Below are 26656 nucleotides of genomic sequence, written 5' to 3' on the forward strand. Positions count from 1 at the left end.
ATCCGCCTGACGGGCGGCACCGTCAGTAATCTGGGACAGGTGAACGCGGGGCGTGATGCTGCGCTCTCCGGCGACAGGGTGTCAAACGGCGGCCAGCTGGCGGCGAAAGGCCATCTGGATGTGAACGCCCGAGACCTGACGAACGGCGGCACGGTTCAGGGTAACGACATTACTTTACTGGGGCAGACGGTCACCAATAACGGTACTTTGCAGAGCGCGGGAACGCTGGCGTTAAACGCCGATACCCTGGAGCAGCAGGGCACGCTGAGCGCGAAAGGCGATGCGAACGTCACGGCGCAGCAAACCCTGCGTAACGGCGGCAGCCTGCTGGCTGACGGCGCGATGAACGTGACCGCAGGCTCTCTTGAACAAAATGGCATCGTGTCCGGCGCGACGGCGCTGACGGCGCAGGCCGATACCCTGACCAGCGGTCAGGCATCCCGTACCACCAGCCAGGGCAACGTCCAGCTTACCGCGACCCGCAGCGCCAGCCTGAACGGGCAGACGGACGCGGCGGGGGCATTAACCGTTTCCACCAGCGATCTGATCACCGATCGGGATGCCCGCCTGCAGAGCGGGCAGGCGCTTACCCTTCAGGCGCAGAATGCGACGCTGAACGGCACCCTGGCGGCGAAAGGGGCACTGTCGGTGACCGCGGGCACGCTGGTGCACGTCGGGAAATCCACCGGTAACACCCTGAATTTTAATGCGACCAACGACCTGACCAGCAGCGGGGAACTTGCCGCCGGTACGATCGGCCTCAGCGGACAGAACATCCTCCACTCCGGCGTCGCAAAAGCGGACCGCATGACCCTGACGGCAGCCGACCGCATCACCACCCGCGGTTCGCTGGTGGCCGATAGCCTGTCGCTGGACGGTGCGTCGGTGGAGAACGGCGGCCTGCTGCAGGGAACCACCCTGCTCAATCTGAAGACTGGATCGCTCGCGAACCTGACCGGAGGCTCGCTCTACAGTTCGCAGGATTTAACGCTGAATATCCCGATGCTGAATAACAGCGGGCTTATCACCACCGACGGCACGCTGCACATTAAAGGCGACACGCTGACAAACCACGGTGAAATCAACGGCGTCAGTCTGAGCAGCGATTATCTCAACCTGAGCAACAGCGGACGCCTGCTGGCGGACGAGCGGATCACGCTGAACGGCACCACGCTGGTCAACGCGGGCAATATTGCGGCCAGCGACCTGCACATGACGGCGAACAGCCTGCAAAACCAGGGCACCGTTCAGGGGGAAGATACCCTGACGCTTGGCGTGGCAGGCATTACTAACCGTGGTGCGCTGCGCAGCAGCGGAACGCTGACGCTTAACGGCGACACGCTTGCCAACAGCGGCGAACTCAGCGCCACCGCGCTGCTGCTGAACCTGACCCGCCAGGCCGCCAACGATGCCGACGGCCGGGTGATTGCCCGTGACGGCCTGACCCTGAATGCCGCCAGCCTGACGAACAGCGGGTTGATGGCGGGCACTGACGCCCGGTTCAACAGCGCGGCAATCACCAACGGCGGCACGCTGCAGGGAACCCATTCTCTGACGGCGACGGGGGCGCAGCTCAGCAACCAGCAGTCGGGCATGCTGCTCTCCGGTGGCGCGCTCGAACTGCACCACACCACGTTAAACAACGCCGGGCTTCTGCAGGGTAATACTCTGAACCTGGCTACCGGCGAGTGGATCAATACCGGTAATGCGCTGGGGGAAACGGGCGTGACGGCGGCAGTGACCGGCGCGCTGACTAACAGCGGCAAGGTGCTCAGCCAGCAGGCGGTGGATGTGCAGGCCGGCAGCACCGATAACCGGGGCCAGCTGCTGGCGAAAGTGCTGACCCTGCGTGGCGACCTGCAGAACAGCGGCCTGCTTCAGGGCAGCAGCACGCTGGCCTGGTCCGGCGATACCTTCGCGAACCAGACTCAGGGGCAGGTGACGGGCGGCGAGACCCTGACCCTGAGCGGAAAAACTCTCAGCAATGCGGGCAGCCTGCAAGGGCGCAGCGCGACGCTTGGCGCAGAAAACCTGAGCAACCAGGGCAACGTTCAGACGCTGGATGCCCTGATGCTTGCCGCGACCGGCAGGCTGGACAACAAAGGGGCTCTGCTCAGCCAGAACCTGTTTACGCTGACGGCGGCGCAGCTGTTTAACGACGGCCAGCTGGCCGGGAAAGCGCTGGCGGTGAACGCCGCGCAGCTGACCAACTCCGGCATTCTGCAGGGTAACGACGCGCTGTCGCTGACCACCCGCGCGCTGAGTAACAGGAATACCGGACAGCTGGTGAGCGGCAGCGACCTGGATTTAAACCTCGCCACGCTTGATAACGCCGGTCTGCTGCTGGTGGACGGCGGGTTCACCCTTCGGGGAAGTGACCTGACGAACCAGGGTGATATTCAGGCGCAGAGCCTGGATCTTGGCCTGAGCAACACCCTGAAAAATATGGGAAACCTCGTTGCCACTGACGATGTCACCCTTAACGCAACGACGCTGACCAACAGCGGTACGGCGGCGGGCAAAACGCTGACCGCAGGCGCAGCGGAGCTGCGCAACAGCGGCCTGATGCAGGGCAGCAACGCCGTTAACGCCACCGCCGAAAGCTTTATCAACGAGCTGAACGGCAAATGGCTCTCCGGCGGCGGCTTCACGCTGAAGGGCGGACAGCTGATGAACGCCGGTACGCTACAGGGCGGTACGCTGGGCATGACGGGTAGCACCCTGAGCAACAGCGGCACGGTGAACGGGCTGATGGGGCTCAGCGGCACGCTCAGCGGGACGTTAACGAATACCGGGCTGCTGCAGAGCGGCGGCGCAACGACCTTCAACGCGGATACCCTGGCGAACCCGGGGCGCATCATGGGCGGCACGCTGTCCCTCAACGCTCGCGATCTCAATAACGGCGGGCTGATGCAGGGAACGAACGGCCTGGCGCTCACCGGCACCACGCTGACCACCGGGGCAAATTCGCGCACGCTTTCCGGCGGCATGCTGACGCTGGACGCAGGCCAACTGACCACCCAGGGCACGCTGCAGGGGAACGGCGCAGACATCCGCGCCACCGACTGGTCGCACGGCGGGTCGCTGCTCAGCCAGGGGACGCTGACGGCAAACGCAGGCGGTACGCTGACATCAACCGGCTCGCTGATGAGCCAGGGCGGGGTGGATATCACCGCCCGGACGCTGGATAACCGCGGGCAGCTTCTCAGCGAGGATAACGTCACGCTCGGCGGCAGCACGCTCAAAAACAGCGGCACCGTGCAGGGGAATAGCCTCACGCTGGGTCAGAGCAGCATTAACAACCAGGGCACTTTAACCGGCCTGCAGAGCCTGACCCTGCAGGGGCAGCAGCGGCTGATGGCGCGCATGGCGATGGCCGCGCCCCAGCAGGAACTTATTAACGGCGCAGGCGGCAAGCTGCTCACCCAGGGCACCCTGACGATAACGTCCGGTGCGGTAACCAACGCCGGAAGCTGGCAGGCACAAAACATTCTGCTTAACGGCCAGTCGCTCACCAACAGCGGCGCGGTGCAGAGCGCCGACGCGCTGCAGATGACGCTGGCCGACACGCTCACCGGGACCGCAGGCAGCAAGATTACCGCGCTGGGCAGCGCGACGCTGCAGGCTGCCACGCTGGTGAACCAGGGGCAGTGGGCGGCGAAAAACCTGACGCTGAAAAGCGGCACGCTCAGCAACAGCGGCGCCATCAGCGGCGTGAATGGTCTGACCCTCAGCCAGACCGGGGCGGTGAGCCAACAGTCATCCGGAACCCTGCTCTCCGGTGGGGCGCTGAACGTCACGGCGGCGTCCGTTACCAGCGACGGCAAAATTCAGGGTAGCACGCTCGGCATCACCACCGGGGCGCTCACCAACGGCGGACGTCTGCAGGGCGATAACGGCGCGACGCTGGCCCTCAGCGGGACGCTGACCAACAACGGCGGAGGCGAAATCGTCAGCCGCGATGGCCTGACGCTGACCACACCCACATTATTTAACTACGGCCTGATCCAGGGCGGCGGCGAGACGCGCGTGACCGCCTCCTCGCAGGCGCGTAATGATGGCAGGCTGCTTTCCGGCGCGCGCCTGACGCTCGGCACGCCGCAGCTCACCGGCACCGGCTGGCTGCAGGCCACCGATCTTATTCTTAATGCTGCAAGCGCCACTAACGGCGGTACGTGGGTGGCCGATCGCGCCACGCTGACCGGCACCACGCTTGCCAGCCAGGGCACCACCCAGGCGGGAGAGCTGACGGTTAACTACGGCCAGCTGAACAACAGCGGCACGCTGCTCGGCAACGCGCAGCTAAACATTAATGCCGACCAGGTGACCCAGAGCGCGGGCGGCAAGCTGCTGAGCGGCGGCAACCTGTGGCTGCAGAGCAAGGGGCTGGACGTCGTTGGTCAGCTGGTCTCTCTGGGTGATTTAACGCTGCAGCTGACGAACGCGTTTACCAGCAAAACCGCCGTGGCGGCGGGCAGAACCCTGACCATCAACAGCGGTGGCGACATCGATAACCGCAGCGTGCTGCAGGGGCAGGCTGTCAACCTCAATGCGGGCGGGCAGCTTAGCAATAACGGACAAATTACGACCGGCGCTGGTGCCAGCACCCTCTCCGGCAGCAGCGTGGCGCTGAACGCTGCGGGCTCGGTGCAGGGCGGGGGCGACATTACCGTTGCCAGCCGGAGCAATATTACCGTCGACGGCTTCACCGGCACGCGCGGCTCGCTGACCCTCAGCGCGCCGGGCTCCATCGTCAATACCGCGCTGCTGTACGCGGCGAATAACCTGGCGCTGTTTGCCGACAGCATCACCAACCAGCGTGGTGATATTATGGCGGGGAACAACCTGTGGATGCAGCGGGATGCGGCGGGGAATGCCAACAGCCAGGTGGTGAACACGTCGGGGAATATTGAGACGCAGGGTGGTGATATTACTGTTAAAACCGCTAATTTGCGCAATCAACGTGCCGGATTAGCAACATCCACAACCACCAGTTCGTCGCCTGCTTATGACTGGGTAGGTCAGGCAACTGTAGACATACCCGCGTCGGTTCTCGGAATCGATACGCTTGTTCAGGATAGCTACAGCACTTATACCCATGATGGTTCAGGTACATGCGGGGGAGTTCCCTGTTTCATGTATGAGGACACGCATTACTACTACAGACCGATTACAGGTTATGAAACGCGTAAATATGCATTGAATCAGACAGCACAGGTTGTAAATGCTGAAGGTGGAAGCGCTCGTATTTCTTCAGGGCGTAACCTGACTATCACTGCCGCAGAGTTGAACAATCAGGCGAGTGCAATCCTGGCGAATAGCAATATTACGCTTGCAGGAAACACGCTGAATAATCAGAGCTATCAGAGCGGAACTTATACAGAATATGCTGTATATAAATATGTCAGCCCCTCATATGGCGGGGGTTCTCCTGGCTCCTACTCTCCAACCCATCGCAATACTTACTACGATAATGACGTAACCTATGTATTAGATGGGCATGTCACAGAAAGTGAAAATGGTGAAACATTCCGCGCCGTCATCCAGGCGGGCGGCAACGTCACCGCAAACTTCTCCAGTAACATCAGCAACACCAATACTACCGCTAACGCGGGCGGCGTCAGCAACGTTATCTCCACGCCGTCGCTGAACACCCTCAGTAACCAGACTATCGGCAGCGGAGTGCAAAAACAGGGGCTAAGCAATACCGGCACCGTGGCGGTGAATTCGCCGCAGTGGAACGATCAGCTCCAGGGTGCGCTACAGCAGCTTAACGGCGGCGGGGCGCTGGAAAACAGCGGCGCGTCCGGCACGTCTCTCAGCAACATTGCCACCACGCAGAAAGGCAACGCCAACCTCGGCCAACTGGGTGCACTGGCGAACGCCGGGGCCACCACCGCCGATCTCAAAACCGCTCAGGGCGGGGCTGTCGGGCATTATCAGGGCCAGCGCGTCGATACCAGCGCTTACCCGCTGCCGTCGGGTAACAACGGCTATTTTGTCTTCTCTGACAACCCAAAAAGCCCGTACCTGATCAACATCAACCCGAAACTAAACGGCCTGGGGCAGCTCGATCCCGCCCTGTTTGCCGACCTGAACGCGATGCTCGGGATCAAACCGTCGTCCAGTGCGCCGCAGGAGACGCGGCTGGCATTTACCGACGAGAAGCAGTTCCTCGGCTCGTCTTACATGCTCGGCCGCCTCAACCTGAACCCGGACTACGATTACCGCTTCCTGGGCGATGCGGCGTTCGATACCCGCTATGTTTCCAACGTGGTGCTCAACCAGACCGGCAACCGCTACCTGAACGGCATCGGCTCCGATCTGGATCAGATGCGCTATCTGATGGACAACGCCGCGGCGGCGCAGCAGTCGCTGGGCCTGCAGTTTGGCGTCTCGCTGACCGCCGATCAGATTGCCGCGCTAGACCACAGCCTGCTGTGGTGGGAGAAAGCCACCGTCAACGGCGAAACGGTGATGGTGCCGAAACTCTACCTGTCGCCGAAGGACGTCACCGTCAATAACGGCAGCGTGATCGCGGGCAACAACGTCACCCTGAAGGGCGGCAGCATCACCAATAGCGGCAGCTCGCTGCTGGCGAATAACAGCCTGACGCTCGACAGCCAGAACAGCATCAGCAACCTCAACAGCGGCCTGATGAAAGCGGGCGGCGACCTGAACCTGAGCGCCATCGGCGATATCAATAACATCAGCTCCACCATCAGCGGTAAAACGGTCGCGCTGGAGAGCCTGGACGGCAGCATCAACAACCTGACCCAGGTTGAACAGATTGATATCAACGCCAAAGGGAAATACAGCAACATTGGCCTGAAAGACACGCTTCTGGGCAACACGGCGTCCATTACCGCGCAGGATGGCCTGTCGCTTGAGGCGGGGAAAAACATCACCGTGACCGGGGCGAACCTCGCCTCCGGCGGCGACATGCTGCTGAACGCGTGGGGCGATATTGCCGTCAACGCGAATCAGATCAACGACGCGTACAGTTCCAGCCGGGAGAAAACCAGCCGCTCATCCGTCACGTATCAGGGCAGTAACGTCACCGCAGGCGGCAACCTGCTGGTGAATGCCGGACACAACCTTGACGTGACCGCCAGCGACCTGAAGGCGGGCGGCAGCGCGGGGCTGAGCGCGGGCAACGATCTCAACCTGAACGCGGCACAGACCAGCGAAAGCAGCCGTAAAGGGAAAAGTGAGTCCCACAGCACCGGGCTTGACCGTACCACGATTTCCGCAGGCGATAACCTGGTACTGAAGGCCGGGCAGGATATCAACGCGCAGGCCGCCGCGCTGGCGGCGGAGAAAAACGTCGGGCTGCAGGCGGGTCGCGACGTGAATCTGGCTGCGGAAGAGACCACGCAGGGCGACAGTTATAGATCTGGGAAGAAAACCGTTATTAACGAGTCGGTACGTCAGCAGGGAACCGAGATCGCCAGCGGGGCGAATACGCAGATCCTCGCCGGGCGCGATGTCACCACCGAAGCCGCGCAAGTGACGGCGAAGGGCGATATCGGCGTGGTGGCAGGCCGCGACTTCAGTCTCGATACCGCAACCGAAAGCGATTATCACTACAAAGAGGAGACCAAAACCAAGAAAGGTTTCCTGAGCAAGAAAACCACTCACACCATCGAGGAGAACAGCGCGACGCGTGAATCCGGCTCATTGCTGAGCGGCGACAACGTGCAGGTGGTGGCGGGCAATAACCTGCGGGTGTCAGGTTCCGCCGTGGCGGGCGATGGCGATGTGCAGCTTAAGGCGGGCAACAACGTCGATATCGTGGCGGCCACGAACAGCGACACCTCCTGGCGCTTTAAGGAAGAGAAAAAATCCGGCCTGATGGGCTCAGGCGGGATTGGCTTCACCATCGGCAGCAGCAAAAGCACGCACGATCTCCGTGAGAAGGGCACCACCCAGAGCCAGAGCTTCAGTACGGTGGGTTCGACGGGGGGTAACGTCGCGATTTCTGCCGGAAACCAGGCCCACATTGGCGGCGCGGATCTTATCGCCGGGAAGAATTTAAGCCTCAGCGGCGACAGCGTCATCATCGAGCCGGGGCATGACAAGCGCACCCGGGATGAAACCTTTGAGCAGAAGAAAAGCGGGCTAACCGTGGCGCTCTCTGGCACCGTCGGTAGCGCTATAAACAATGCCGTGAGCGCGGTGCAGGAGACCAAAGAGCAGAGTGACGGCCGTCTGAAAGCCCTTCAGGCCACCAAAACGGTGCTGTCCGGCGTGCAGGCCGTGCAGGCAGCGGATATGGCGGCAACCACGGGCGACCCGAACGCAATGGGTGTGAGCCTCTCGCTGACGACCCAGAAGTCGAAATCACAGCAGCACGCTGAGAGTGATGCGGTGGCAGGCAGCACGCTGAACGCAGGCAACAATCTCTCCATCACCGCGAACGGTAAAAACAACGGCGCGAACAGCGGCGACATAGTGATTGCGGGCAGCCAGCTGAAAGCCGGGGGCGACACCACGCTGGATGCACAGAACGACATTCTGCTGTCCGGCGCAGCGAATACCCAAAAAACCAGCGGCAAGAACAGCAGCAGCGGTGGCGGTATCGGCGTGAGCATCGGTGCCGGAGGTAGCGGCGCGGGTATCAGCGTATTTGCCAACGTCAACGCCGCGCACGGCAAGGATAAAGGCAACGGGACCGACTGGACCGAAACCTCCATCGACAGCGGCAAAACCGTCACCCTTAAAAGCGGGCACGACACCGTGCTCAATGGGGCCCAGGTTAACGGCGATAAAATCGTGGCAGATGTCGGTCACGACCTGCTGATGCGCAGCCAGCAGAACAACAGCGACTACGACAGCAAGCAGACCAGCGTTGCGGCGGGGGGCAGTTTCACCTTCGGCACCATGTCCGGTTCAGGCTATATCAACGCCAGCCAGGACAAGATGAAGAGCCGCTTTGATTCGGTGGCCGAACAGACCGGGCTGTATGCCGGGGACGGCGGATTCGACATCACCGTGGGACATCACACCCAGCTTGATGGCGCGGTTATCGCCTCTACCGCCACGCCTGACAAAAACAGCCTCGACACCGGGACGCTGGGCTTCAGCGATATCCACAACGAGGCGGACTTTAAAACCTCGCACTCCGGTATCAGCCTGAGCGGCGGCGGCAGCTTCGGGGATAAATTCCAGGGCAACCTGCCGGGCGGCATGATCTCCGCTGCGGGTAATAAAGGCCATAAGGAAGGCACCACGCAGGCCGCTGTGGCGGAGGGCTCCCTCACCATCCGCGACAAGGCAAACCAGAAGCAGGACGTGGCCGATCTGAGCCGCGACACCGAGCATGCCAACGACAGCATCAGCCCGATCTTCGACAAGGAGAAAGAGCAGAACCGCCTGAGCACAATCGGGATGATCGGCGATATTGGCAGCCAGGTGGCGGATATTGCCAAAACCCAGGGTGATCTTAACGGGCTGAAGGCGGCACAGAAAGCATCCGGTGAGACACTGCCCGCAAATGCGACAGAGGAACAGCGCCAGAACTATCTTGCGAAGCTGCGTGATACCCAGGCATACAAAGATGTGATGGTGACCTACGGAACCGGCAGCGATCTGCAGCGCGGCATCCAGGCGGCCACGGCAGCGCTTCAGGGACTGGCGGGCGGCAATATTGCCGGTGCGCTGGCGGGGGCATCGGCACCGGAGCTGGCGCATATGCTCAAATCTACCGAAGGCGATCCGACCGTCAATACCGTTGCGCACGCTATTCTGGGCGGCGCTGTGGCGGCTCTCCAGGGGAACAGCGCTGCAGCGGGAGTTGCGGGGGCCGCGTCAGGGGAGCTGGCTGCGCATGCGATAGCCAGCCTGCTCTATCCGGATGTGAAAGACCTGTCGAAACTGAGTGAAGATCAAAAGCAGACGATCGTTACGCTGGCTTCAGTATCGGCGGGGATGGCGGGTGGATTGGCGGGAGGTAGTACGGCTTCGGCAGCTGCTGGGGCGCAAGGTGGGAAGAACGCGGCAGAGAATAATGCAACCTCCATCCCGCTTCCCTCCGGCCTTGATAATTACATGAACGCCGTGGGGTCATGGAATCAATATGCTGAAAGCCAGGGCTTATCTGTAGAAGAAAAACAGGCCGGTCTGGATAAACTGGCGAAAGGCGACTTACCTGAGGGCGCTAATATCACAAAAGTGATTGTCGAAGGTTACCAGGATGGGGTAATGATCGGAGCTGCCTGGTATTTAGGGCCTGCGGCGTCCGTGGGTAAAGTTGTTGGCGGGGGAGTGATTGCGGAAATCGCCAACGGAGGGTACCAGTGGTTTAGTTTGAGTCAGCCTGGCAATGAAAATAAATCATGGGATTATAAAAGCAGCATTAGTGCTGGCGTAGGAGGAATGCTTGCTCCGGGCAGGAATACCTGGCAAAACGTCGGCATAGCTATGGGAGGGGCATTCTTTACTGATGGTCCAGATACGGGATCGCTTATTGGTTCAGCATTAGGTTCATGGGCTGGGGGTAAATTCGGTGAGCTGGCACCTTTCCCTGGGGAAGTTAATGATCTGATTGGTGGTTTGGGAGGGGAGTTAATCGGCGATAAAGTTAAGGATAAAGTTAATGGCAAATAAAAAGACGTTTCATCGGGCTACGTTTTTGGTTTTTCTGCTTAGTACCCTTTATTACGGCGTATGTTTTTTTGCACTTATTTTTATTGTAAACAATGTGCTGATCGAGTTTATAAGCTCTGGAAAGATTGATTTTTCATCAAAATCATTAAGTTATTTGTCTGTGGTGAGCGCTATTGTTGGCGTCGCCGCAGGTGCCAGAGTATGGCTCTTTGCAAAGATAGATGAACGCAAAGCGCAAAGATCATCCTCAACACATCGCCACTAATTGACAGGCCCATCCGGGTTGTATGGACATTTGATATGCCTGGGAAATATTCTTTCCAGGCATAACTTCGCTACAAACGAGACCTTCCTGACGATTTTTTCTTACAGGCTACCCCAGCCTCTCCACCCTCGTCTCCCCCTCCGCCATCGACAGCTGATACAGCGAAAACGATCTGTGCTTCTCAATCAGCTTCGCCAGCTCCGGCGAGTGGCTGGTGAGCCAGATCTGCGAGTAGCGGCTGGCCTCGGCGATTAAGCTCGCCAGGGCGGGCAGCATCTGCGGGTGCAGGCTGTTTTCCGGTTCGTTTAACGCGATAAACGCCGGCGGGCGCGGGCTTAACAGCGCCACCGCCAGGCACAGAAAGCGCAGGGTGCCGTCGGAGAACTCCGCCGGTTCCAGCGGCCTGCTCAGCCCCTCGCGCTGCATCATCATGCGAAAATGTCCGCCGCTGTTGTCGCTGTAAAACACGCAGCCGGGGAAGGCCTGGTCAAGGATGCGCATCAGCAGCAGCTCGTCGCCAATCTCCACGATGGTCTGAAACGCCGCCGCCAGGTTGGCGCCGTCGCTGGCCAGCACCGGGGAGCGGAAACCGACCTGCGGAGCGCGCATCGCCGAGCCGATTGATACAGAAAACTCATGATAAAAGCGCCAGTTACGCAGGGACTCGCGCATCTGCGACACTTCCGGGTAAAGGTGCGGTTCGCCAAGCTGCCCGAATACCGATTCGTTCTCGTACAGCGTGCCGCTGTGGGTCACTTTTTCATGATGCACGTTGTTCAGAAACACGGCCTGATTCCTGCGCTTCATCAGCTGTGACGACGGTCGACGGTGCTGGCCGCTCAGCCAGATGGACTCCTCTTTGATCACCGGGTCGAGCTGAAACTGTGAGGGATACGGCAGCTTCTCCACAAACCCGACCTGCAGTTCGTATTCGTAGGTCTCAGTTTCTACCGCCAGATTCATCCGCCGCAGCTGGTCGCTGCGGGTTTTGCCTGCCCAGAACACCTTCAGAATGCCGCCCTCGTTCGCCAGCGCCTGGGAAAACTGCCCTTGCGCGGCGCTGTGCATCAGGTGTATCGCCTTGTAAATATTGGATTTCCCGGTACCGTTCGGCCCGAAGACGATGTTGAGCTGCTCCAGCTCCAGCGACATCTCGCGGATGGAGCGGTAGTTTTGAATGTGCAGGGTGTTGATCACAGGCAGGCCCCTTTTGCAGAATAAGCCTGTATATAATCACAGTCTTTAGATGAAATGCAAAAAAGAGACGACAGTGAGGATGTCGTCTAAACGGGGTACTGCTTTGGGCCTCTATGGGTCAATGGGGCCTTCGCATTTTTTTCATCACTTGACTGCCAGACGCAGACCCAAATCATCAGGATAGGGATCAAAGTAGTTTTGCGTCATCAGATACCGGTCGGGGTATTCGGCCAGGTAGTGCTTCAGCAGCGTGATCGGGGCGAGGATAGGCAACTGTCCGTTGCGATAATCCAGGATCACGTCGCGCAGCTCGCCGCGCTGGCGGGTGTTGAGCTGGTTACGAAAATAGCCCTGAATATGCATCAGCACGTTGGTGTGATTCTTCCGCGAGGCGGGTTTTTTCAGGATGGTCATCAGCTTTTCCCGGTACGCCACGAAGAAAGCGTCCAGGTCTTCCCACTCGTGCAGCGAGGCAACGAACGGGCCAATCTCACGGTAGCCCGCCTGATGGTGCGCCAGCAGCTGAAGCTTGTAGCGGCTGTGGAAGTCCAGCAGCGCGCGGCGCGTGAGGCCATTTTTACGCAGCGTGTTAAGTTCGTGCAGCGCAAAAACGCGCTCGACAAAGTTTTCCCGCAGCACCGGGTCGTGCAGGCGTCCGTCTTCTTCCACGGGCAGCCACGGCCAGGTTTCAAGGAGAGCGGCGGTGAACAGCCCGACCCCCTCCTTGCGGCCCCGGTTGCCGTTTTCATCGTACAGCCGCACGCGTTCCATGCCGCAGCTTGGGGATTTTGCACAGACAACAAAGCCTGCAAGATCGCCGATTTTCGGCAAATAATCTGCCGCAAAGTCAGCCATTTTCTGCGTAACGTCTTCGTGAGGCGCGTGGCTGAAGCGCATCTGCGTTTCACCGTCTGTCGTGACGATCAGACGCAACGCCGGGCGAGGCGTCGGCAGGCCGATGGCCATCTCCGGGCAGACGGGCCTGAAATTCACCCACTGGGCCAGCTCATCCATGATGAAGCCCATGCGCTTATGTCCGCCGTCAAAGCGAACGGCGGATCCGGTCAAACATCCGCTAATACCGAGCACAGGTTTCGTTGTCATGGTGTAGTCCTCCCGTTCATATAACTAAAACTTACACAACATGACTAATTTGTCCAAGTATTCGCGGAACTATTTTTTATAATCCTTTAAAATCAATGCCTCTTAACTGCCCTTGTAGGTCGAGTAGCCGTACTGGCTAAGCAGAAGTGGAATGTGCAGCTTCTCGTTGGTGCGGGTCACGGTAAACAGCACCGGGATCTCCGGGAAGAAGGTATCCAGCTTTCTGCCGTGGAAATACTCTGCGGTTTTGAAGGTCACTTTGTAGACGCCAGGCTGCATGTCCTGATCCTGCGGATAGAGCGATTTGATACGGCCATCGTGGTCGGTTTTGCCGCTGGCAATCGGGGTCCATTTGTCCTGCTGCTGCTTCTCCAGCGTAACGGTAACGTCTGATGGCGGCATTCCGGTTTGCTGGTCAAGAATGTGGACGCTTAGCGTTCCAGCAGGGGCGCTAAAGGCGGCAGGGGCAAAGGCCATCGAGGCCAGGATCAGCAGAGGGGCTGTTTTTTTCATGGTGTTTTCCTGTTGAGTTATTCGTCACAGGAAAACGTTAGCATCTGCGGCGCGGGAAAATATTCAACTTTTCGTGAAGATTCCCGCAGGAGAAAATTATCAGAGGATAATCACTTCAAGCGATACCTGCTGCTGCCACTGCTCCACCTGCTTTTTCCGCCCGGCGGTGAGCTTGCCGCTGGTGACCAGCAGCCATTTCCGCTCCGGGAAAATCTCCGGTGCCAGCGCGTCTGGCGGAACTGGCAGAATGTCGATGCGGTGGCCCTGCCCGGTGCGCGTTAGGGCTTCGAGCCAGATCTCGCATGGGTCGTTCAGGTGCCAGCCGCTGAGCAGAATATTGTCGCCCGGCGCTTTTTTATCGCCTTCGAGGCAAAACGAGGTGTAGGCGATGATGATGCCGTCGAGGATCGCGCGCAGGGTCATGGCAGCGGCGACGTTAGCCGAGACCTGGCTGCGCAGCGGACGCAGTACGTTCGCGACCAGTTCCGGCCTTGGGTACTCGCGTCCGGCGTCGTAAATCATCTGGCGCAGGGACTCGACTTTGCCGTCCTGCAGGCGTTGCAGCATGCTCTGCTGCAGCGTTTGCCAGTTGTTGGTCCGCCCCGGCGTCGGGCGCTCCAGCAGCGGTTTGACCTGGCCAATCGGGACGCCTTTTTTTACCCAGTCGAGGATTTTGAGCGCCTGCTGGACGTCCTCATCGCTGTACTGGCGGTGGCCGCCTTCCGTGCGCTGTGGCTTGAGTAAACCGTAGCGACGCTGCCACGCCCGCAGGGTGGTGGCGGTGATGCCGCTGAGTCTGGCGAATTCGCCGATGGAGTAAGCCATGTCCGTGTCCAGGGTGGAGGAATACTCTCAATATACTACGAATTTTCCCGAACGGGATGAAGCGCCGAAACGGTGCACTACACTTAACTTCCTACCGTGCAAATGAAAGGAATTCTCATGAAGCTATGGCCTGTTGTGACCGGTGTTGCGATTGCCCTGACGCTGGTCGCCTGTAAATCCCCCACGCCGCCGAAAGGCGTGCAGCCTATTACCCACTTTGACGCCAGCCGCTATCTCGGCAAATGGTACGAAGTTGCCCGTCTGGAAAACCGCTTTGAACGCGGTCTGGAACAGGTGACGGCGACCTACGGCGAGCGCAGCGACGGCGGCATCAGCGTGCTTAACCGGGGTTTTGATCCGGTGAAGAACAAGTGGAGCGAGAGCGAGGGGAAAGCGTACTTCACCGGCGAGCCGACCACCGCCGCGCTGAAAGTCTCCTTCTTCGGCCCGTTCTACGGCGGCTATAACGTCATTAAGCTGGACGATAAGTACCAGTACGCGCTAGTGAGCGGCCCGAACCGCGACTATCTGTGGATCCTGTCGCGCACGCCGACCATACCGGATGCGGTGAAGCAGGATTACCTGAACACCGCGCGCAGTCTGGGCTTCCGGGTTGATCAGCTGGTATGGGTGAAGCAGTAAAAATCGTGCTTTCTTCCTGGGGCATTACTGGCTCGCCTGGATAGACTTCCGTTAAAAGCCTAACGGAGGGAAGATGACATGAACTGGCAGCCTTTTCGCGGCGATGCGCCGGAAAATATGACGATTTACAGCGCGTCATTTCCCGACGTCAGCGACCAGTGGCCGATGAAAGACGATGCTGCCCGTGAGATCGCCTCCCTTGACCGCGCGCTGAAAGCCGAGCCAGCGCTCCAACCGCCGCGTGTGGAATACGACGAGAGCGGGCAGGCCGTGCTTGTCCCGCAGAATCGCTATTCCGAACAGGCCTTCCGTAACCGTCCGGCGCTCACCGCGTGGCGCACCCGGCTGGTCCCCTCCGCGCTGGCGCTGTTTGTGGTGCAAAACCCGCTGGAAGAGCGCCTGCCTGACGGAACAAAAATGGACAGCGACAGCCGCCAGTGGTTTATCCACGCGAACGATGCGGTTGGCGTGCGTTCCCGCGCCCGGGTGCTGGCCGCGCTGGTGGATAAATATATTCACAATGAGAGCGAGAACAACTGGGTCAGCCTCGCGAGCGGTGCCGCCATCCCGGTGCTGGAGGCGTTGCGCGAAGCAAAGCTTGACGGCCAGCAGGTCTATCTCACGCTGGTGGACAAAGACCCCGTAGCGCTGAGCTGGGCGGAAACCATGGCGGCGCAGGAAGGCATTGTGGTGGGCGAACAGCTGACGCTGCTCAGGCGCAACCTGCTCCATACGCTGGTGCGTAACGAGGACCTGCTGCTGGAGCTGGGCGAGCATCAGGCCGAACTGGTCGACGCGCTGGGGATTTTCGAATATTTCAGCGATACCGATGCGGTGACTCTCCTCCAGCGCGCGCTGCGGCTGGTCAAGCCCGGCGGCGCGGTGATTGTGTCGAACATGCTCACCAGTAGCCCACACATAGACTTTGTGCTGCGGGGGATCGGCTGGGAGGATATTCACCCAAGGACGCTGCAGCAGCTGCAGGATATTCACCTCGCGGCGGGCGTGCCGGTGGAGAACGTCACCGTGGTCGTGCCGAAGGAGGGGGTGTATGCGGTGATGGAGATTAGGGTTTAGCGCTGTCGGTTCCCTCTCCCTTGAGGGAGAGGGGGAACAGAGCGCAAGGAGTGGCTTGAATTAACGTCCTAAACCGCACATTATCCTCTCATGAAAATAGAAACCGCACTCCCCATACATTTCGAACGTCTGGTCGCTATCTGGGAATCCTCCGTCCGCGCCACCCACCACTTTTTACAGGAAAGCGATATCGCGACGCTGCGCCCGTTATTGCTTAACGCTTATCTGCCTAACCTCAAGGTCGTAATTGCTTGTGATGACTCAGGCGTTATTCATGGCTTTTTAGGTGTGGATGAAAACCGCATTGAAATGCTATTTGTTGACGACGCGAGCCGCGGGAAGGGCGTTGGAAAATTGCTGCTGCAACACGCCATCGCAGCGTTCGGCGTAAACGAAGTGGACGTGAATGAGCAGAATCCGCAGGGCGTTGCGTTTTATCGCCATATGGGATTTGAGCAGGTCGGACGCTCGGAACTGGACGGGCAGGGGAATCCGTTTCCGTTGTTGCATATGCGGTTGGGTGGGCAGGCTTAACTCCCCATTCCTGTGGAAGAGGGAGTCGGCAAGCTAGTTACTGGTAATTTGCCCGATGATTACGCCACGTACTTTTTCGCCATCGAAGGAATACGAGACCGTATTACTCTGGATGAATCCATTCTGAACTGGCGTCTCCTGATAAAAAAGCATCGCTTTCTTTTTGGCGATCTCTTTCTTGCCGAACAATTCGACTAAATTCCCATGCGTCGCATTTAATAATGGAACATTAGCGACTGAGACTCTGACAGGTTCCGTTGTTTTAGCACACTCGTTATGGATGCCATCTTTGGCTATAACTAGCGCAGTTAACAATCCTGCACCCATTTCGTTATCCGAGATGAACCAGTAATTTGTGCCATCGTTGTCATGAAGGCAGACCCAACGAGCGGAACTGTCTTTGTTGACTGGTGTGCTGGTGATATCTGACAGGTGAGTAACCTCCATTTGCACGGTTTTCTTACCGATGGTGATGATTGGAGTAAGGGGCATCGTTGTTGAAATTTCCGTCAGCGAGCCGTCTTCATCGTAATATCGGGTCGCGAAGCCGGTCATTTCCGTTGCTGAGACGTGCGAACTGACTGCAACGAGTAATGGCAATAAACAAAATAAATGCTTCATTTGACAATCAATACCGTATCGTTGCTTTTCCAGATACTTCTTCTGGCACTCAGGGGAGCAATGATGCAGCCCTCTGAAGAGTCGTCGGGGTGCAAACTGCTTTTACCATGTATTTTAAATGAGTCTCTACCACACATATCATTTGTCGAGTAGGGCGTGAGGCTGAGAGTATATTTCCCAGTATGGGCTGAATTATGAGGGGACCCAATAGTGTAGGTACCTCGTGGCAGCGGTCCGCTGTTTTTTACACATTCTTGTGACGGATCGTTTTTGTAACCACTTGCTCCTGCGTAATCTGCATCAAATTGGTAGACACCATCCAGATAAAATTTATGCTCTTTTACATCATATTCCCAGGACATACTTTCTCCTTAAGCGCGCACTTTCCAGGTATCAGAGTGAATGATGTTTCCATCAATGTAGTGCCATGTGATTTTTTCATATGTCAGATCTACATATTCATGGTGTGTATAGTGTTCGTTTTGCGAGTGTTTAATGTCAAACATGATAGGTTCAATTTGAACAACTCTTGCGTTTTCTAAAGTTGTCTTAAAGTAAGCCTCTTCAAGTCCGTTATAGTTGATCCTGTAAAATATAAACTCTGCTTTTTTTAGTGTTTGTCCAGTGCACAAGGCTTTGAATAGATAAGAGGATGATGAATCAATCTCTTTCATGAATGCATAGGTACTACAAATGCGTTTTGCTGTGATTTTTCCGGAGGATTTATCTACAGGTTGTTCTATTGAATGCATAAATTCAATCACTTCTATTGAGCCTTCGCGATCTTTTATATCGACAGATCCATTAATCCTCCGGCCTGAATCATCCTCAAGCCATAAGTAAACAGGTATAGCCATCTCAATCTCCTTTTATAGACTGAGGGAAGCTACTCTTCATTATGGATTTAAATTGTGACTTTCATTTCAAAATAGAAAATAAAATATGGAAGTGGGACTTAAAATTGCTCTTTGCGACGTATAAGTTTCTCAGATGGGTTTTTAAAGATTATAACGTTGAATTATGATTTCGTTGCCATCGTAAGATAAATGCTAACTTAAAATAGCATCAGGTATTGAACTTGTAAGTTAGCATTACATGTTGGGTTCGATTGCTTTTTGGAGGTTATGGAAGAAATCTGGCATTCCATATTGTTTTTTATGTTGGCTGCATACTCAGCAGCCAACTGGATAACAGCAGGAACGATTATGATAATTGCAGGCTCGCCAGTGTGCTCTCGATCTGGCATAACTTTGCTTTAGTGCGTTTGTAATCGTCCAGAATCCTTTGCTCCTGTTCGTTATACGCCACCAGAACGATGCACCCTTTCATCACCTTTACCGTGACCTGCTGTCCGGTGTCAAAACCTGCTGCGCGCAGCCACTTGCCGGAAAGAATGATTTTCGGCGTGGATTTGTCGAAAACATTCGGGCGGTATCCCACAATTAACGAACGCTCGGTTCCGGATTGGTCGGTGTCTGGGGTAGAATGCGAATCAGCCATAATCAACTCCTTGATAGTTGGTGAGGTTAGACGCCCACTAGTGCTCCAACACTTCTGGGCGTTGTCAGAATTCAAAATCCATGTGGTAGGTACCACGTGTAGATAAATTAACTGAAGTGGTACCTACCATGCAAGAGAAAAAGAAACCAAATTTTGACCGTACCAAAAGCACTATGAAGAACATCCGGTTCGAGGATGAGCTTTTGGAACAGATTGAGAAGGCGGCAGGGAAAGGGAATTTTAGTAAGTGGGTGAAGGAGGCTTGTAAATTAAGGCTCAACAAGCAATAGAGCATACATCTATAACTGGTATGAATAAGTCTTTCAGTGAAGTGCTGTTTATATAAACAGCATTGTTACTCATCTCTAATCGTTGTAGATTAATCAATTAAAAATTAATTCTTTGTTTCAGATTTATATTTATTTTCAGTTAAGCAGTTATTCAATCTTCCTAAGAATAAGGGCTGAGTTATATGAATAATAAAAACATTGTTAGAACACGGGATGATGTTGATTGGGGATGTTTCCATGATGAATTAAATAGCGCTGAAGCAATGGTGAAGATATGTGTAATAAGAATAAAAACTATAAATAAAATTGCAGAAGAATTAACGAAGATAGTTTTGGATAAATCATGGATGATGGATTTAGATAATCGTACGCAAAGATGTTATAGATATACTGTAGAGGAAACTTCGAAATTATTAGTTGATATATTTAACCAAATAAAAGCTCAATCTTCATCTGAAAAGGATATAGGTGTTGAATTTGGTGAGATAATGGTTTCAATGGGGGCTTCGAGGGCATTAAATAAGCTTTTTGATCATGTTTCTCTTCCAATTGCAGAGCTTTGGAAACCACAAAAGAAACAGAATGAAGGATTTGATTTTCATACGGTATGTCCTGAAAAAATGGTCAATTTTGGTGAGGCAAAATATTCAGGTGTTTCCAATCCTCATGGTGATGCATTAACACAAATTATTGATTTTCTAAATGTTGAAAAGCATCTAAGAGATGCAGTTCATTTGACAAATTTGGCTGGGGAAGAAGCTTGTGACAACCTTGACAACGAGTCTTTCGGTGTAGTTGCTGCATTTTCTATAAACTCTGAGAACTATGAACTTATTATTAAAAATGCTTTAGAAAGTGTTAAGCAAAAAAATCTCTTGAATAAGTGTAGTATAGTTTATCTTGTGGGGGTGATTTGTAAATGAAAGCAGCAATTCTGAAGATAAAAGAAGATGTAAATCCCAGCGAGAGTATTGAATCTTTGCTTATGCAGCTACATACAAAAGGTCCAGTAGACAACAAATTATTAGAAAAGTTGACCTATTATAAATTATTTCATCACAAAGACTTTTCTTTTTATGAAGAGAGGATAGTTTTGGAGTTAGGCTTATTTTATAAAAACACTAAGCCAGATGATTTATTTTCATTTATTTTGTCAGGGATTGGAAGAACAAATCATAGACTTTTTAAGGAATACTTAACGCCTGTCCAGGCTAGTATAAGGTTAGCAATTCAAGAAGAAAAATATGTTTCTATTTCCGCGCCAACAAGCGCAGGAAAATCATTCTCTATAAAAGACTACATTGAAAAATTAAAAGGGGATGTCGTTATAATTGTTCCTTCGAGGGCTTTGATTGCTGAATATATCAATAATCTCCGTGATAAATTTGGAAAATCAAAGAATATTATGATATCCTCTTTCGCTGACATGATATTCAACAGCAGAGAAGGCCTGCGTCACATTTTTATTTTAACCCCTGAAAGAGCCAGGGATTTATTCCCAATTCGAAATAAGTTGAAAATAGATCTATTTTTCTTTGATGAAGCACAAGTGTGTGAAGAAAAGGAAAGAGGAGTTACATTTGATGCTCTGGTAAGAAGAATAAAGTTAAATTTTGAAAACGCGAAATTGGTTTTTGCCCATCCATTTGTTGAAAATCCTAATGCACAAATGCAAAAACATGGATTGGATCTAAGTAAGTCTTATTCACACGCTTATCCGCATAATACTGTTGGGAAAGTTTTTGTTTTTAAACATTCTAATAAAAAAGACTTTTACTTCTCGCCGTATATAAAAAAAGGACATTTGCTTAATAAAGTTGTTCCTTTCGATGGTTCATTTGAGGACTTTGCTTTTGATGGTTCAAAATCTGTACTCGTATATGTTTCAAAAGCTTCATTATACAATGGTCATTTCAAAAAAGATTTTGAAAAATTTATAAATCGCTTTAATGCTATATCTAATAAAACAGCTTTACGTATTATATCTAAAGTTGAAGTGTTATTGGGCGCTAATAACCACGGTCATAAATCAACTTTAGTAGATTTGCTTAAGATTGGCGTCGTGATTCATCATGGTTCAGTTCCATTGGAAGTACGATTTCTTATTGAAGATTTTATCAGGAGCGGATATGCAAAAATCTGCTTTGCTACAAGCACATTAGCTCAGGGCATAAATATGCCGTTTGATATTATTTGGCTAGTGAACATGCGAATCCAAGCTGATAATGATGAAGAGCGAGGGTTAGCATTTAAAAATCTAATAGGAAGAAGCGGGAGATTAACAAAAGAAAATGTCTTTGATTATGGTTATGTTTATACAAAAAACCCAGAATTGCTTGCTCAGAGAATAAATTCAACATTTAAAATGAGTGAGAATTCAATTTTGGAAAATGTTTTAGATGATCCCAGTCATGACATGAATGAGTTTGTTTCTTCAATTTTTGATGGTTCATTTGATGAGAATTATAATCTTCCAGTTTCTAGAATAAATAGAATATCTGGAATGAACGTTATTGTTTGCATTAAAGATGCATTAGATATCATATTTGAAAATGCCGATGGTGGTTCTCTCAAAGGTGAACGCAATAAAATAAAAAGAGATATAGTTCGTTCAAATCTAAAATTTGTTTTTGAGTCTTATATCGGCAGGGATTTATTGAAAGGAGAAAGTAACGTCTTTGATAATGCAATAACGATACTTTTTTACCTTATCCAAGGTAAATCTTTTAAGGAAATAGTTGGGATGCGATATAGCTACGCTTCTAATCGTGATGAAAATAGAAATGGTTATGCTCCATTTATACAGCCAGCGAGTAAAATACCCGATATTACTTTAGAAAATGCATTTTCAATGTTCAACAATATCAAAGCTAAGAATGTAAGTTATGATCGAATTGTATTCGACACGTATGACTATTTAGATACTGTAATATCTTTTTCACTCACGGATGCGTTTATGGGAGCTTTCCGCGTTTATTATGAAAAGACTAAAGATAATAATGCCATGAAAATGATGGGATTGCTTAAATATGGAACATTAAATCCTATTCACACCTTATTGCTTAGATATGGGTTTTCTCCTGAAGATATTGATTTGGTTGAAGAACATATTAAATATATTAGTGAGGATGATATTGTTTTTAATAAATTAGAAACTATACCTATTGACATACAAGATAAGATTTCGTGGTATCTACCTGAATAACAGGGCGAAGTTTATGATATAAAGTTTATGAATAAAGGATAAAATTATCTGAGTAGAAATTTTTGGCGGAAGATCACAGGAGTCGAACCTGCCCGGGAACGCTGGCGCCCCCAACTGGATTTGAAGTCCAGCCACCTCACCGGAGATGACGATCTTCCGCGCCTGCATTGCTACATGGAGGCGGGGCGCATTATAGCTACTTTCAGGCATTTACCACATACCCCACACCACTTTTTTCACCTCTCTTTTGACCTGTACCCCCCTGTTTCAGCTAATTCCTAAGAAAATCCTCAGGTTAGCCTTTTGTGCTCTCCAACATTTATCGCGATCACAAAAAACAAGAAACGTAATCTGCTAACCAGAAAACGCAATACCCGCCGTTGAAACAATGGTTTAAAACCAATGCAACCGGTCTCAGCGCCCCCTACAGCGTGAAGGATAAAAAATATGAGCGAAGTATTGTCAGTAAAAGAGAAGATTGGCTATGGGATGGGTGACGCCGCCAGCCACATCATTTTTGATAACGTCATGTTGTACATGATGTTTTTCTACACCGATATTTTCGGCATTCCCGCCGGGTTTGTCGGCACCATGTTCCTGCTGGCCCGCGCGCTGGATGCGATCTCCGACCCGTGCATGGGGCTGATTGCCGACCGCACCCGCAGCCGCTGGGGCAAGTTCCGCCCGTGGATTTTGTTCGGTGCCATCCCGTTCGGCATCGTCTGCGTGCTGGCCTACACCACGCCGGACCTCAGTCTCAACGGAAAAATGGTTTATGCCGCCGTGACTTACACCCTGCTGACCCTGCTCTATACCGTGGTCAACATCCCGTACTGCGCGTTGGGCGGGGTAATCACCAGTGACCCGACGCAGCGTATATCCCTTCAGTCCTGGCGCTTCGTGCTGGCGACCGCGGGCGGCATGCTCTCCACGGTGCTGATGATGCCGCTGGTGAACCTGATTGGTGGCGACGATAAGGCGTTCGGCTTCCAGGGCGGGATCGCCGTGCTGTCGGTGGTCGCGTTCCTGATGCTGGCGTTCTGCTTCTTCACCACCAAAGAGCGCATCCAGGTGCCGCCGAGCACCACCTCCATGCGGGAAGACCTGCGCGATATCTGGCAAAACGACCAGTGGCGCATTGTCGGCGTGCTGACCATCCTCAATATCCTCGCCGTCTGCGTACGCGGCGGGGCGATGATGTACTACTGCACCTGGATCATGGGCTCGCCGGAAGTGTTCGTCGCGTTCCTCACCACCTACTGCGTCGGCAACCTGATCGGCTCCGCGCTGGCGAAACCGCTCACTGACTGGAAGTGCAAGGTCAGCATCTTCTGGTGGACCAACGCCGCGCTGGCGGTGGTCAGCGTGGCGATGTTCTTCGTGCCGATGCACGCCACGGTGCTGATGTTCGCCTTTATCTTCGTCATCGGCGTGCTGCACCAGCTGGTGACGCCAATCCAGTGGGTGATGATGTCCGATACCGTCGACTACGGCGAATGGACCAACGGCAAACGCCTGACCGGCATCAGCTTTGCGGGCACGCTGTTCGTGCTGAAGCTCGGCCTGGCGCTGGGCGGGGCGATGATCGGCTGGATGCTGGCAGGCGGCGGCTACGACGCGGCGGCCAAAACCCAGAACAGCGCGACCATCAGCATCATTATCGGCCTGTTTACGCTGGCACCGGCGATCTGCTACGTGCTGAGCGCCATTATCGCCAAACGCTACTACACGCTGAAAACCCCCTTCCTGACCAAAATCCTGGGTGAGCTGGCGCAGGGCGCGCGCCGCAATCAGCAGGATTTTGAAAACCTGCCGGTCAGTAAAGAATTGCAGAACTAAGAGGACGAAAGCATGAAAATCAGTGATGGAAACTGGCTTATTCAACCGGGCCTGAACGTGACCTGTCCGGTTCAGGTGTTCGACGTGGAGCAGCAGGGCAATGACCTGGTGGTGTATGTTGCGCCGCGCGACGTGCGTGAGCGCACCTGGCAGCTCGACACGTTGATGTTCACGGTGCGTCTGTTTTCCCCGCAGGAAGGGATTGTCGGGGTGCGCATCGAGCACTTCCAGGGTGCGCAGAACAACGGCCCGCACTATCCGCTGAACGTTCTGAAAGACGTGAAGGTCGAGATTGAAAACAACGCCGAATTTGCCGAGCTGAAAAGCGGCAGCGTCAGCGTGCGCGTCACCAAAGGCGAGTTCTGGGCGCTGGATTTCCTGCGCAACGGCCAGCGCATTACCGGCAGCCAGCTGAAAAACAACGGCTACGTGCAGGACAGTAACACCGACCGTAATTACGTGTTCGAGCGTCTGGATCTGGGCGTGGGGGAAACAGTCTACGGCCTGGGCGAGCGCTTTACCGCGCTGGTGCGCAACGGCCAGACGGTCGAAACCTGGAACCGCGACGGCGGCACCAGCACCGAGCAGTCCTACAAAAATATCCCATTCTACCTGACCAACCGCGGCTACGGCGTGCTGGTGAATCACCCGGAAAACGTCTCGTTTGAAGTCGGCTCCGAGAAGGTCTCTAAAGTGCAGTTCAGCGTGGAAGGGGAATATCTGGAGTATTTCGTGATCGACGGCCCGACGCCAAAAGAGGTGCTGAACCGCTATACGCAGTTCACCGGGCGTCCGGCGCTGCCGCCGGCGTGGTCATTCGGCCTGTGGCTGACCACGTCGTTCACCACCAACTACGACGAAGCCACGGTGAACAGCTTTATCGACGGCATGGCCGAGCGCGACCTGCCGCTGCACGTGTTCCACTTCGACTGCTTCTGGATGAAGGCCTTCCAGTGGTGCGATTTCGAGTGGGACCCGGTGACCTTCCCGGACCCGGAAGGGATGATCCGCCGCCTGAAAGAGAAAGGGCTGAAGGTCTGCGTGTGGATCAACCCGTACATCGGCCAGAAATCCCCGATCTTCGAGGAGCTGAAAGAGAAGGGCTATCTGCTCAAGCGTCCGGACGGCTCCCTGTGGCAGTGGGACAAATGGCAGCCGGGGCTGGCGATTTACGACTTCACCAATCCGGATGCATGCCGGTGGTATGCCGACAAGCTGAAAGGCCTGGTGGATATCGGCCTTGACTGCTTCAAGACCGACTTCGGCGAGCGTATCCCGACCGACGTGCAGTGGTTCGACGGGTCCGATCCGCAGAAGATGCACAACCACTACGCCTACATTTATAACGAACTGGTGTGGAACGTGCTGAAAGAGACCGTCGGCGAAGAGGAGGCGGTGCTGTTTGCCCGCTCGGCGTCCGTCGGGGCGCAACAGTTCCCGGTACACTGGGGCGGCGACTGCTACGCCAACTACGAATCGATGGCGGAAAGCCTGCGCGGTGGGCTGTCGATTGGCCTGTCCGGCTTCGGGTTCTGGAGCCACGATATCGGCGGGTTCGAAAACACCGCTCCGGCGCACGTCTATAAACGCTGGTGCGCGTTCGGGCTGTTCTCCAGCCACAGCCGTCTGCACGGCAGCAAATCCTACCGCGTGCCGTGGGCGTACGATGACGAGTCCTGCGACGTGGTTCGCCACTTCACGCAGCTGAAGTGTCAGCTGATGCCGTACTTGTACCGTCAGGCGGCGCTGGCCCGCGAGTTCGGCACGCCGATGCTGCGCGCGATGATGCTGGAGTTCCCGGACGATCCGGCGTGCGATTACCTCGACCGTCAATACATGCTGGGGGATGCCCTGATGGTCGCTCCGGTGTTCTCCGAGGCGGGCGACGTGCAGTTCTACCTGCCGGAAGGCCGCTGGACCCACCTGTGGCACAACGACGAAATCCATGGCAGCCGTTGGCATAAGCAGCAGCACGATTTTATGAGCCTGCCGGTCTACGTGCGCGACAACACCCTGCTGGCGCTGGGTAACAATAACCAGAAGCCGGACTACGCGTGGAACGAGGGGACAGCCTTCCAGCTCTTTAACCTGAGCGATGGCGCAACGGCGGTGAGCGAGGTGCCGGCCGCGGACGGCTCGGTAATGTTTACGCTGAAGGCGTCACGTCAGGGCGATATCGTCACCTTTACCGGCGCGGGTGACGCGAAAAACTGGTCGGTGTGCTTGCGCAACGTGCAGAAGGTGAGTGGCGTGAAAGGCGGCTCGCACGCGGGCAGCGAGTGGGGTGTGGTGGTGAAAGCGGAGGGGGATGAGGTGGTGGTTTACCTCTGAGCTGGAAAAATGCCCGGTGGCGCTTCGCTTACCGGGCCTAAGGTAATTATGCGCTCTGATGCCCTCACCCTGACCCTCTCCCACAGGGCTGAGGGATCCCCAGTA

General features: G+C 54.6%; 18 protein-coding genes and 1 tRNA gene. 10 read left to right on the forward strand and 9 right to left on the reverse strand.

From position 1 onward, the window contains the following. The first annotated feature begins 120 nt into the window (after window positions 1-120). On the forward strand, window positions 121-10608 hold the full coding sequence (locus IM273_RS07565; protein WP_370551839.1) for a hemagglutinin repeat-containing protein: 10488 nt from the start codon (window positions 121-123) through the stop codon (window positions 10606-10608). Next, window positions 10598-10873: a hypothetical protein gene (locus tag IM273_RS07570; protein ID WP_193050893.1), complete on the forward strand. Its 276-nt coding sequence runs from the start codon at window positions 10598-10600 to the stop codon at window positions 10871-10873. The genes IM273_RS07565 and IM273_RS07570 overlap by 11 nt, the downstream gene beginning before the upstream one ends. A gap of 108 nt (window positions 10874-10981) precedes the next feature. Here IM273_RS07570 and IM273_RS07575 read toward each other — a convergent pair whose 3' ends face one another. From IM273_RS07575 to IM273_RS07590, 4 genes are all read right to left on the reverse strand, one after another. After that, window positions 10982-12070, reverse strand: a complete 1089-nt coding sequence (locus IM273_RS07575; RefSeq protein ID WP_193050892.1) for an AAA family ATPase — start codon at window positions 12068-12070, stop codon at window positions 10982-10984. 144 nt (window positions 12071-12214) lie between these two features. Continuing rightward, window positions 12215-13174 (reverse strand): DUF523 and DUF1722 domain-containing protein, encoded by a 960-nt coding sequence (locus tag IM273_RS07580; RefSeq protein ID WP_193050891.1) that lies wholly within the window; start codon window positions 13172-13174, stop codon window positions 12215-12217. Between the two features lie 102 nt (window positions 13175-13276). After that, on the reverse strand, window positions 13277-13687 hold the full coding sequence (gene uraH / locus IM273_RS07585) for a hydroxyisourate hydrolase (RefSeq protein WP_193050890.1): 411 nt from the start codon (window positions 13685-13687) through the stop codon (window positions 13277-13279). Window positions 13688-13786: 99 nt separating this feature from the next. Then, a complete protein-coding gene (locus IM273_RS07590; protein ID WP_028014996.1) occupies window positions 13787-14512 on the reverse strand; it encodes a MerR family transcriptional regulator in 726 nt (241 codons plus the stop codon). A gap of 117 nt (window positions 14513-14629) precedes the next feature. Between IM273_RS07590 and IM273_RS07595 the strand changes: the two genes are divergently transcribed. The 3 genes from IM273_RS07595 (at window position 14630) to IM273_RS07605 (ending at window position 16765) form a co-directional block, all read left to right on the forward strand. Continuing rightward, window positions 14630-15154 carry a lipocalin family protein gene (locus IM273_RS07595; protein WP_193050889.1) on the forward strand — a complete coding sequence of 175 codons (525 nt, stop codon included), beginning with the start codon at window positions 14630-14632 and terminating at the stop codon, window positions 15152-15154. A 78-nt stretch (window positions 15155-15232) separates the two neighbouring features. Continuing rightward, window positions 15233-16231, forward strand: coding sequence for a class I SAM-dependent methyltransferase (locus IM273_RS07600; RefSeq protein WP_193050887.1), 999 nt, complete (start codon window positions 15233-15235; stop codon window positions 16229-16231). A gap of 90 nt (window positions 16232-16321) precedes the next feature. Further along, window positions 16322-16765 (forward strand): acetyltransferase, encoded by a 444-nt coding sequence (locus IM273_RS07605; RefSeq protein WP_193050886.1) that lies wholly within the window; start codon window positions 16322-16324, stop codon window positions 16763-16765. 33 nt (window positions 16766-16798) lie between these two features. Here the strand turns inward: IM273_RS07605 and IM273_RS07610 are convergent, their stop codons facing one another. From IM273_RS07610 to IM273_RS07625, 4 genes are all read right to left on the reverse strand, one after another. Continuing rightward, on the reverse strand, window positions 16799-17386 hold the full coding sequence (locus IM273_RS07610) for a hypothetical protein (RefSeq protein WP_226841129.1): 588 nt from the start codon (window positions 17384-17386) through the stop codon (window positions 16799-16801). Continuing rightward, entirely contained in the window at window positions 17383-17748 is a 366-nt protein-coding gene (locus IM273_RS07615) for a tlde1 domain-containing protein (RefSeq protein ID WP_072051083.1), read from the reverse strand. The genes IM273_RS07610 and IM273_RS07615 overlap by 4 nt, the downstream gene beginning before the upstream one ends. Window positions 17749-17757: 9 nt before the next feature. Continuing rightward, complete coding sequence (locus IM273_RS07620) at window positions 17758-18243, reverse strand: type VI secretion system tube protein TssD (protein WP_193050884.1); 486 nt, start codon at window positions 18241-18243, stop codon at window positions 17758-17760. 346 nt (window positions 18244-18589) lie between these two features. Then, window positions 18590-18886, reverse strand: a complete 297-nt coding sequence (locus tag IM273_RS07625) for a SymE family type I addiction module toxin (protein ID WP_069733369.1) — start codon at window positions 18884-18886, stop codon at window positions 18590-18592. 128 nt (window positions 18887-19014) lie between these two features. Here IM273_RS07625 and IM273_RS07630 point away from each other — a divergent pair, with 128 nt between their 5' ends. The 3 genes from IM273_RS07630 to IM273_RS07640 all read left to right on the forward strand — a co-directional run bounded on the left by IM273_RS07630 (window position 19015) and on the right by IM273_RS07640 (window position 22381). Next, window positions 19015-19176, forward strand: coding sequence for a YlcI/YnfO family protein (locus IM273_RS07630; RefSeq protein ID WP_065419814.1), 162 nt, complete (start codon window positions 19015-19017; stop codon window positions 19174-19176). Between the two features lie 182 nt (window positions 19177-19358). After that, entirely contained in the window at window positions 19359-20099 is a 741-nt protein-coding gene (locus IM273_RS07635; protein WP_069733368.1) for a hypothetical protein, read from the forward strand. Then, window positions 20096-22381 carry a DEAD/DEAH box helicase gene (locus IM273_RS07640; RefSeq protein WP_193055540.1) on the forward strand — a complete coding sequence of 762 codons (2286 nt, stop codon included), beginning with the start codon at window positions 20096-20098 and terminating at the stop codon, window positions 22379-22381. The genes IM273_RS07635 and IM273_RS07640 overlap by 4 nt, the downstream gene beginning before the upstream one ends. Window positions 22382-22444: 63 nt before the next feature. Here the strand turns inward: IM273_RS07640 and IM273_RS07645 are convergent. Beyond that, window positions 22445-22539: transfer RNA gene (locus tag IM273_RS07645), tRNA-Sec, on the reverse strand. 289 nt (window positions 22540-22828) lie between these two features. On the opposite strand from IM273_RS07645, the gene IM273_RS07650 reads away from it, so the two are divergent. Together IM273_RS07650 and yicI are read left to right on the forward strand one after the other, a co-directional pair. After that, window positions 22829-24220 (forward strand): glycoside-pentoside-hexuronide family transporter, encoded by a 1392-nt coding sequence (locus IM273_RS07650; RefSeq protein ID WP_045260802.1) that lies wholly within the window; start codon window positions 22829-22831, stop codon window positions 24218-24220. A 12-nt stretch (window positions 24221-24232) separates the two neighbouring features. After that, window positions 24233-26551 carry an alpha-xylosidase gene (gene yicI / locus IM273_RS07655; RefSeq protein ID WP_193051567.1) on the forward strand — a complete coding sequence of 773 codons (2319 nt, stop codon included), beginning with the start codon at window positions 24233-24235 and terminating at the stop codon, window positions 26549-26551. Window positions 26552-26656: the final 105 nt, after the last annotated feature.

Origin of the sequence: Enterobacter cloacae complex sp. P13B, assembly GCF_014895915.1 — a bacterium.
GTDB lineage: Bacteria > Pseudomonadota > Gammaproteobacteria > Enterobacterales > Enterobacteriaceae > Enterobacter > Enterobacter bugandensis.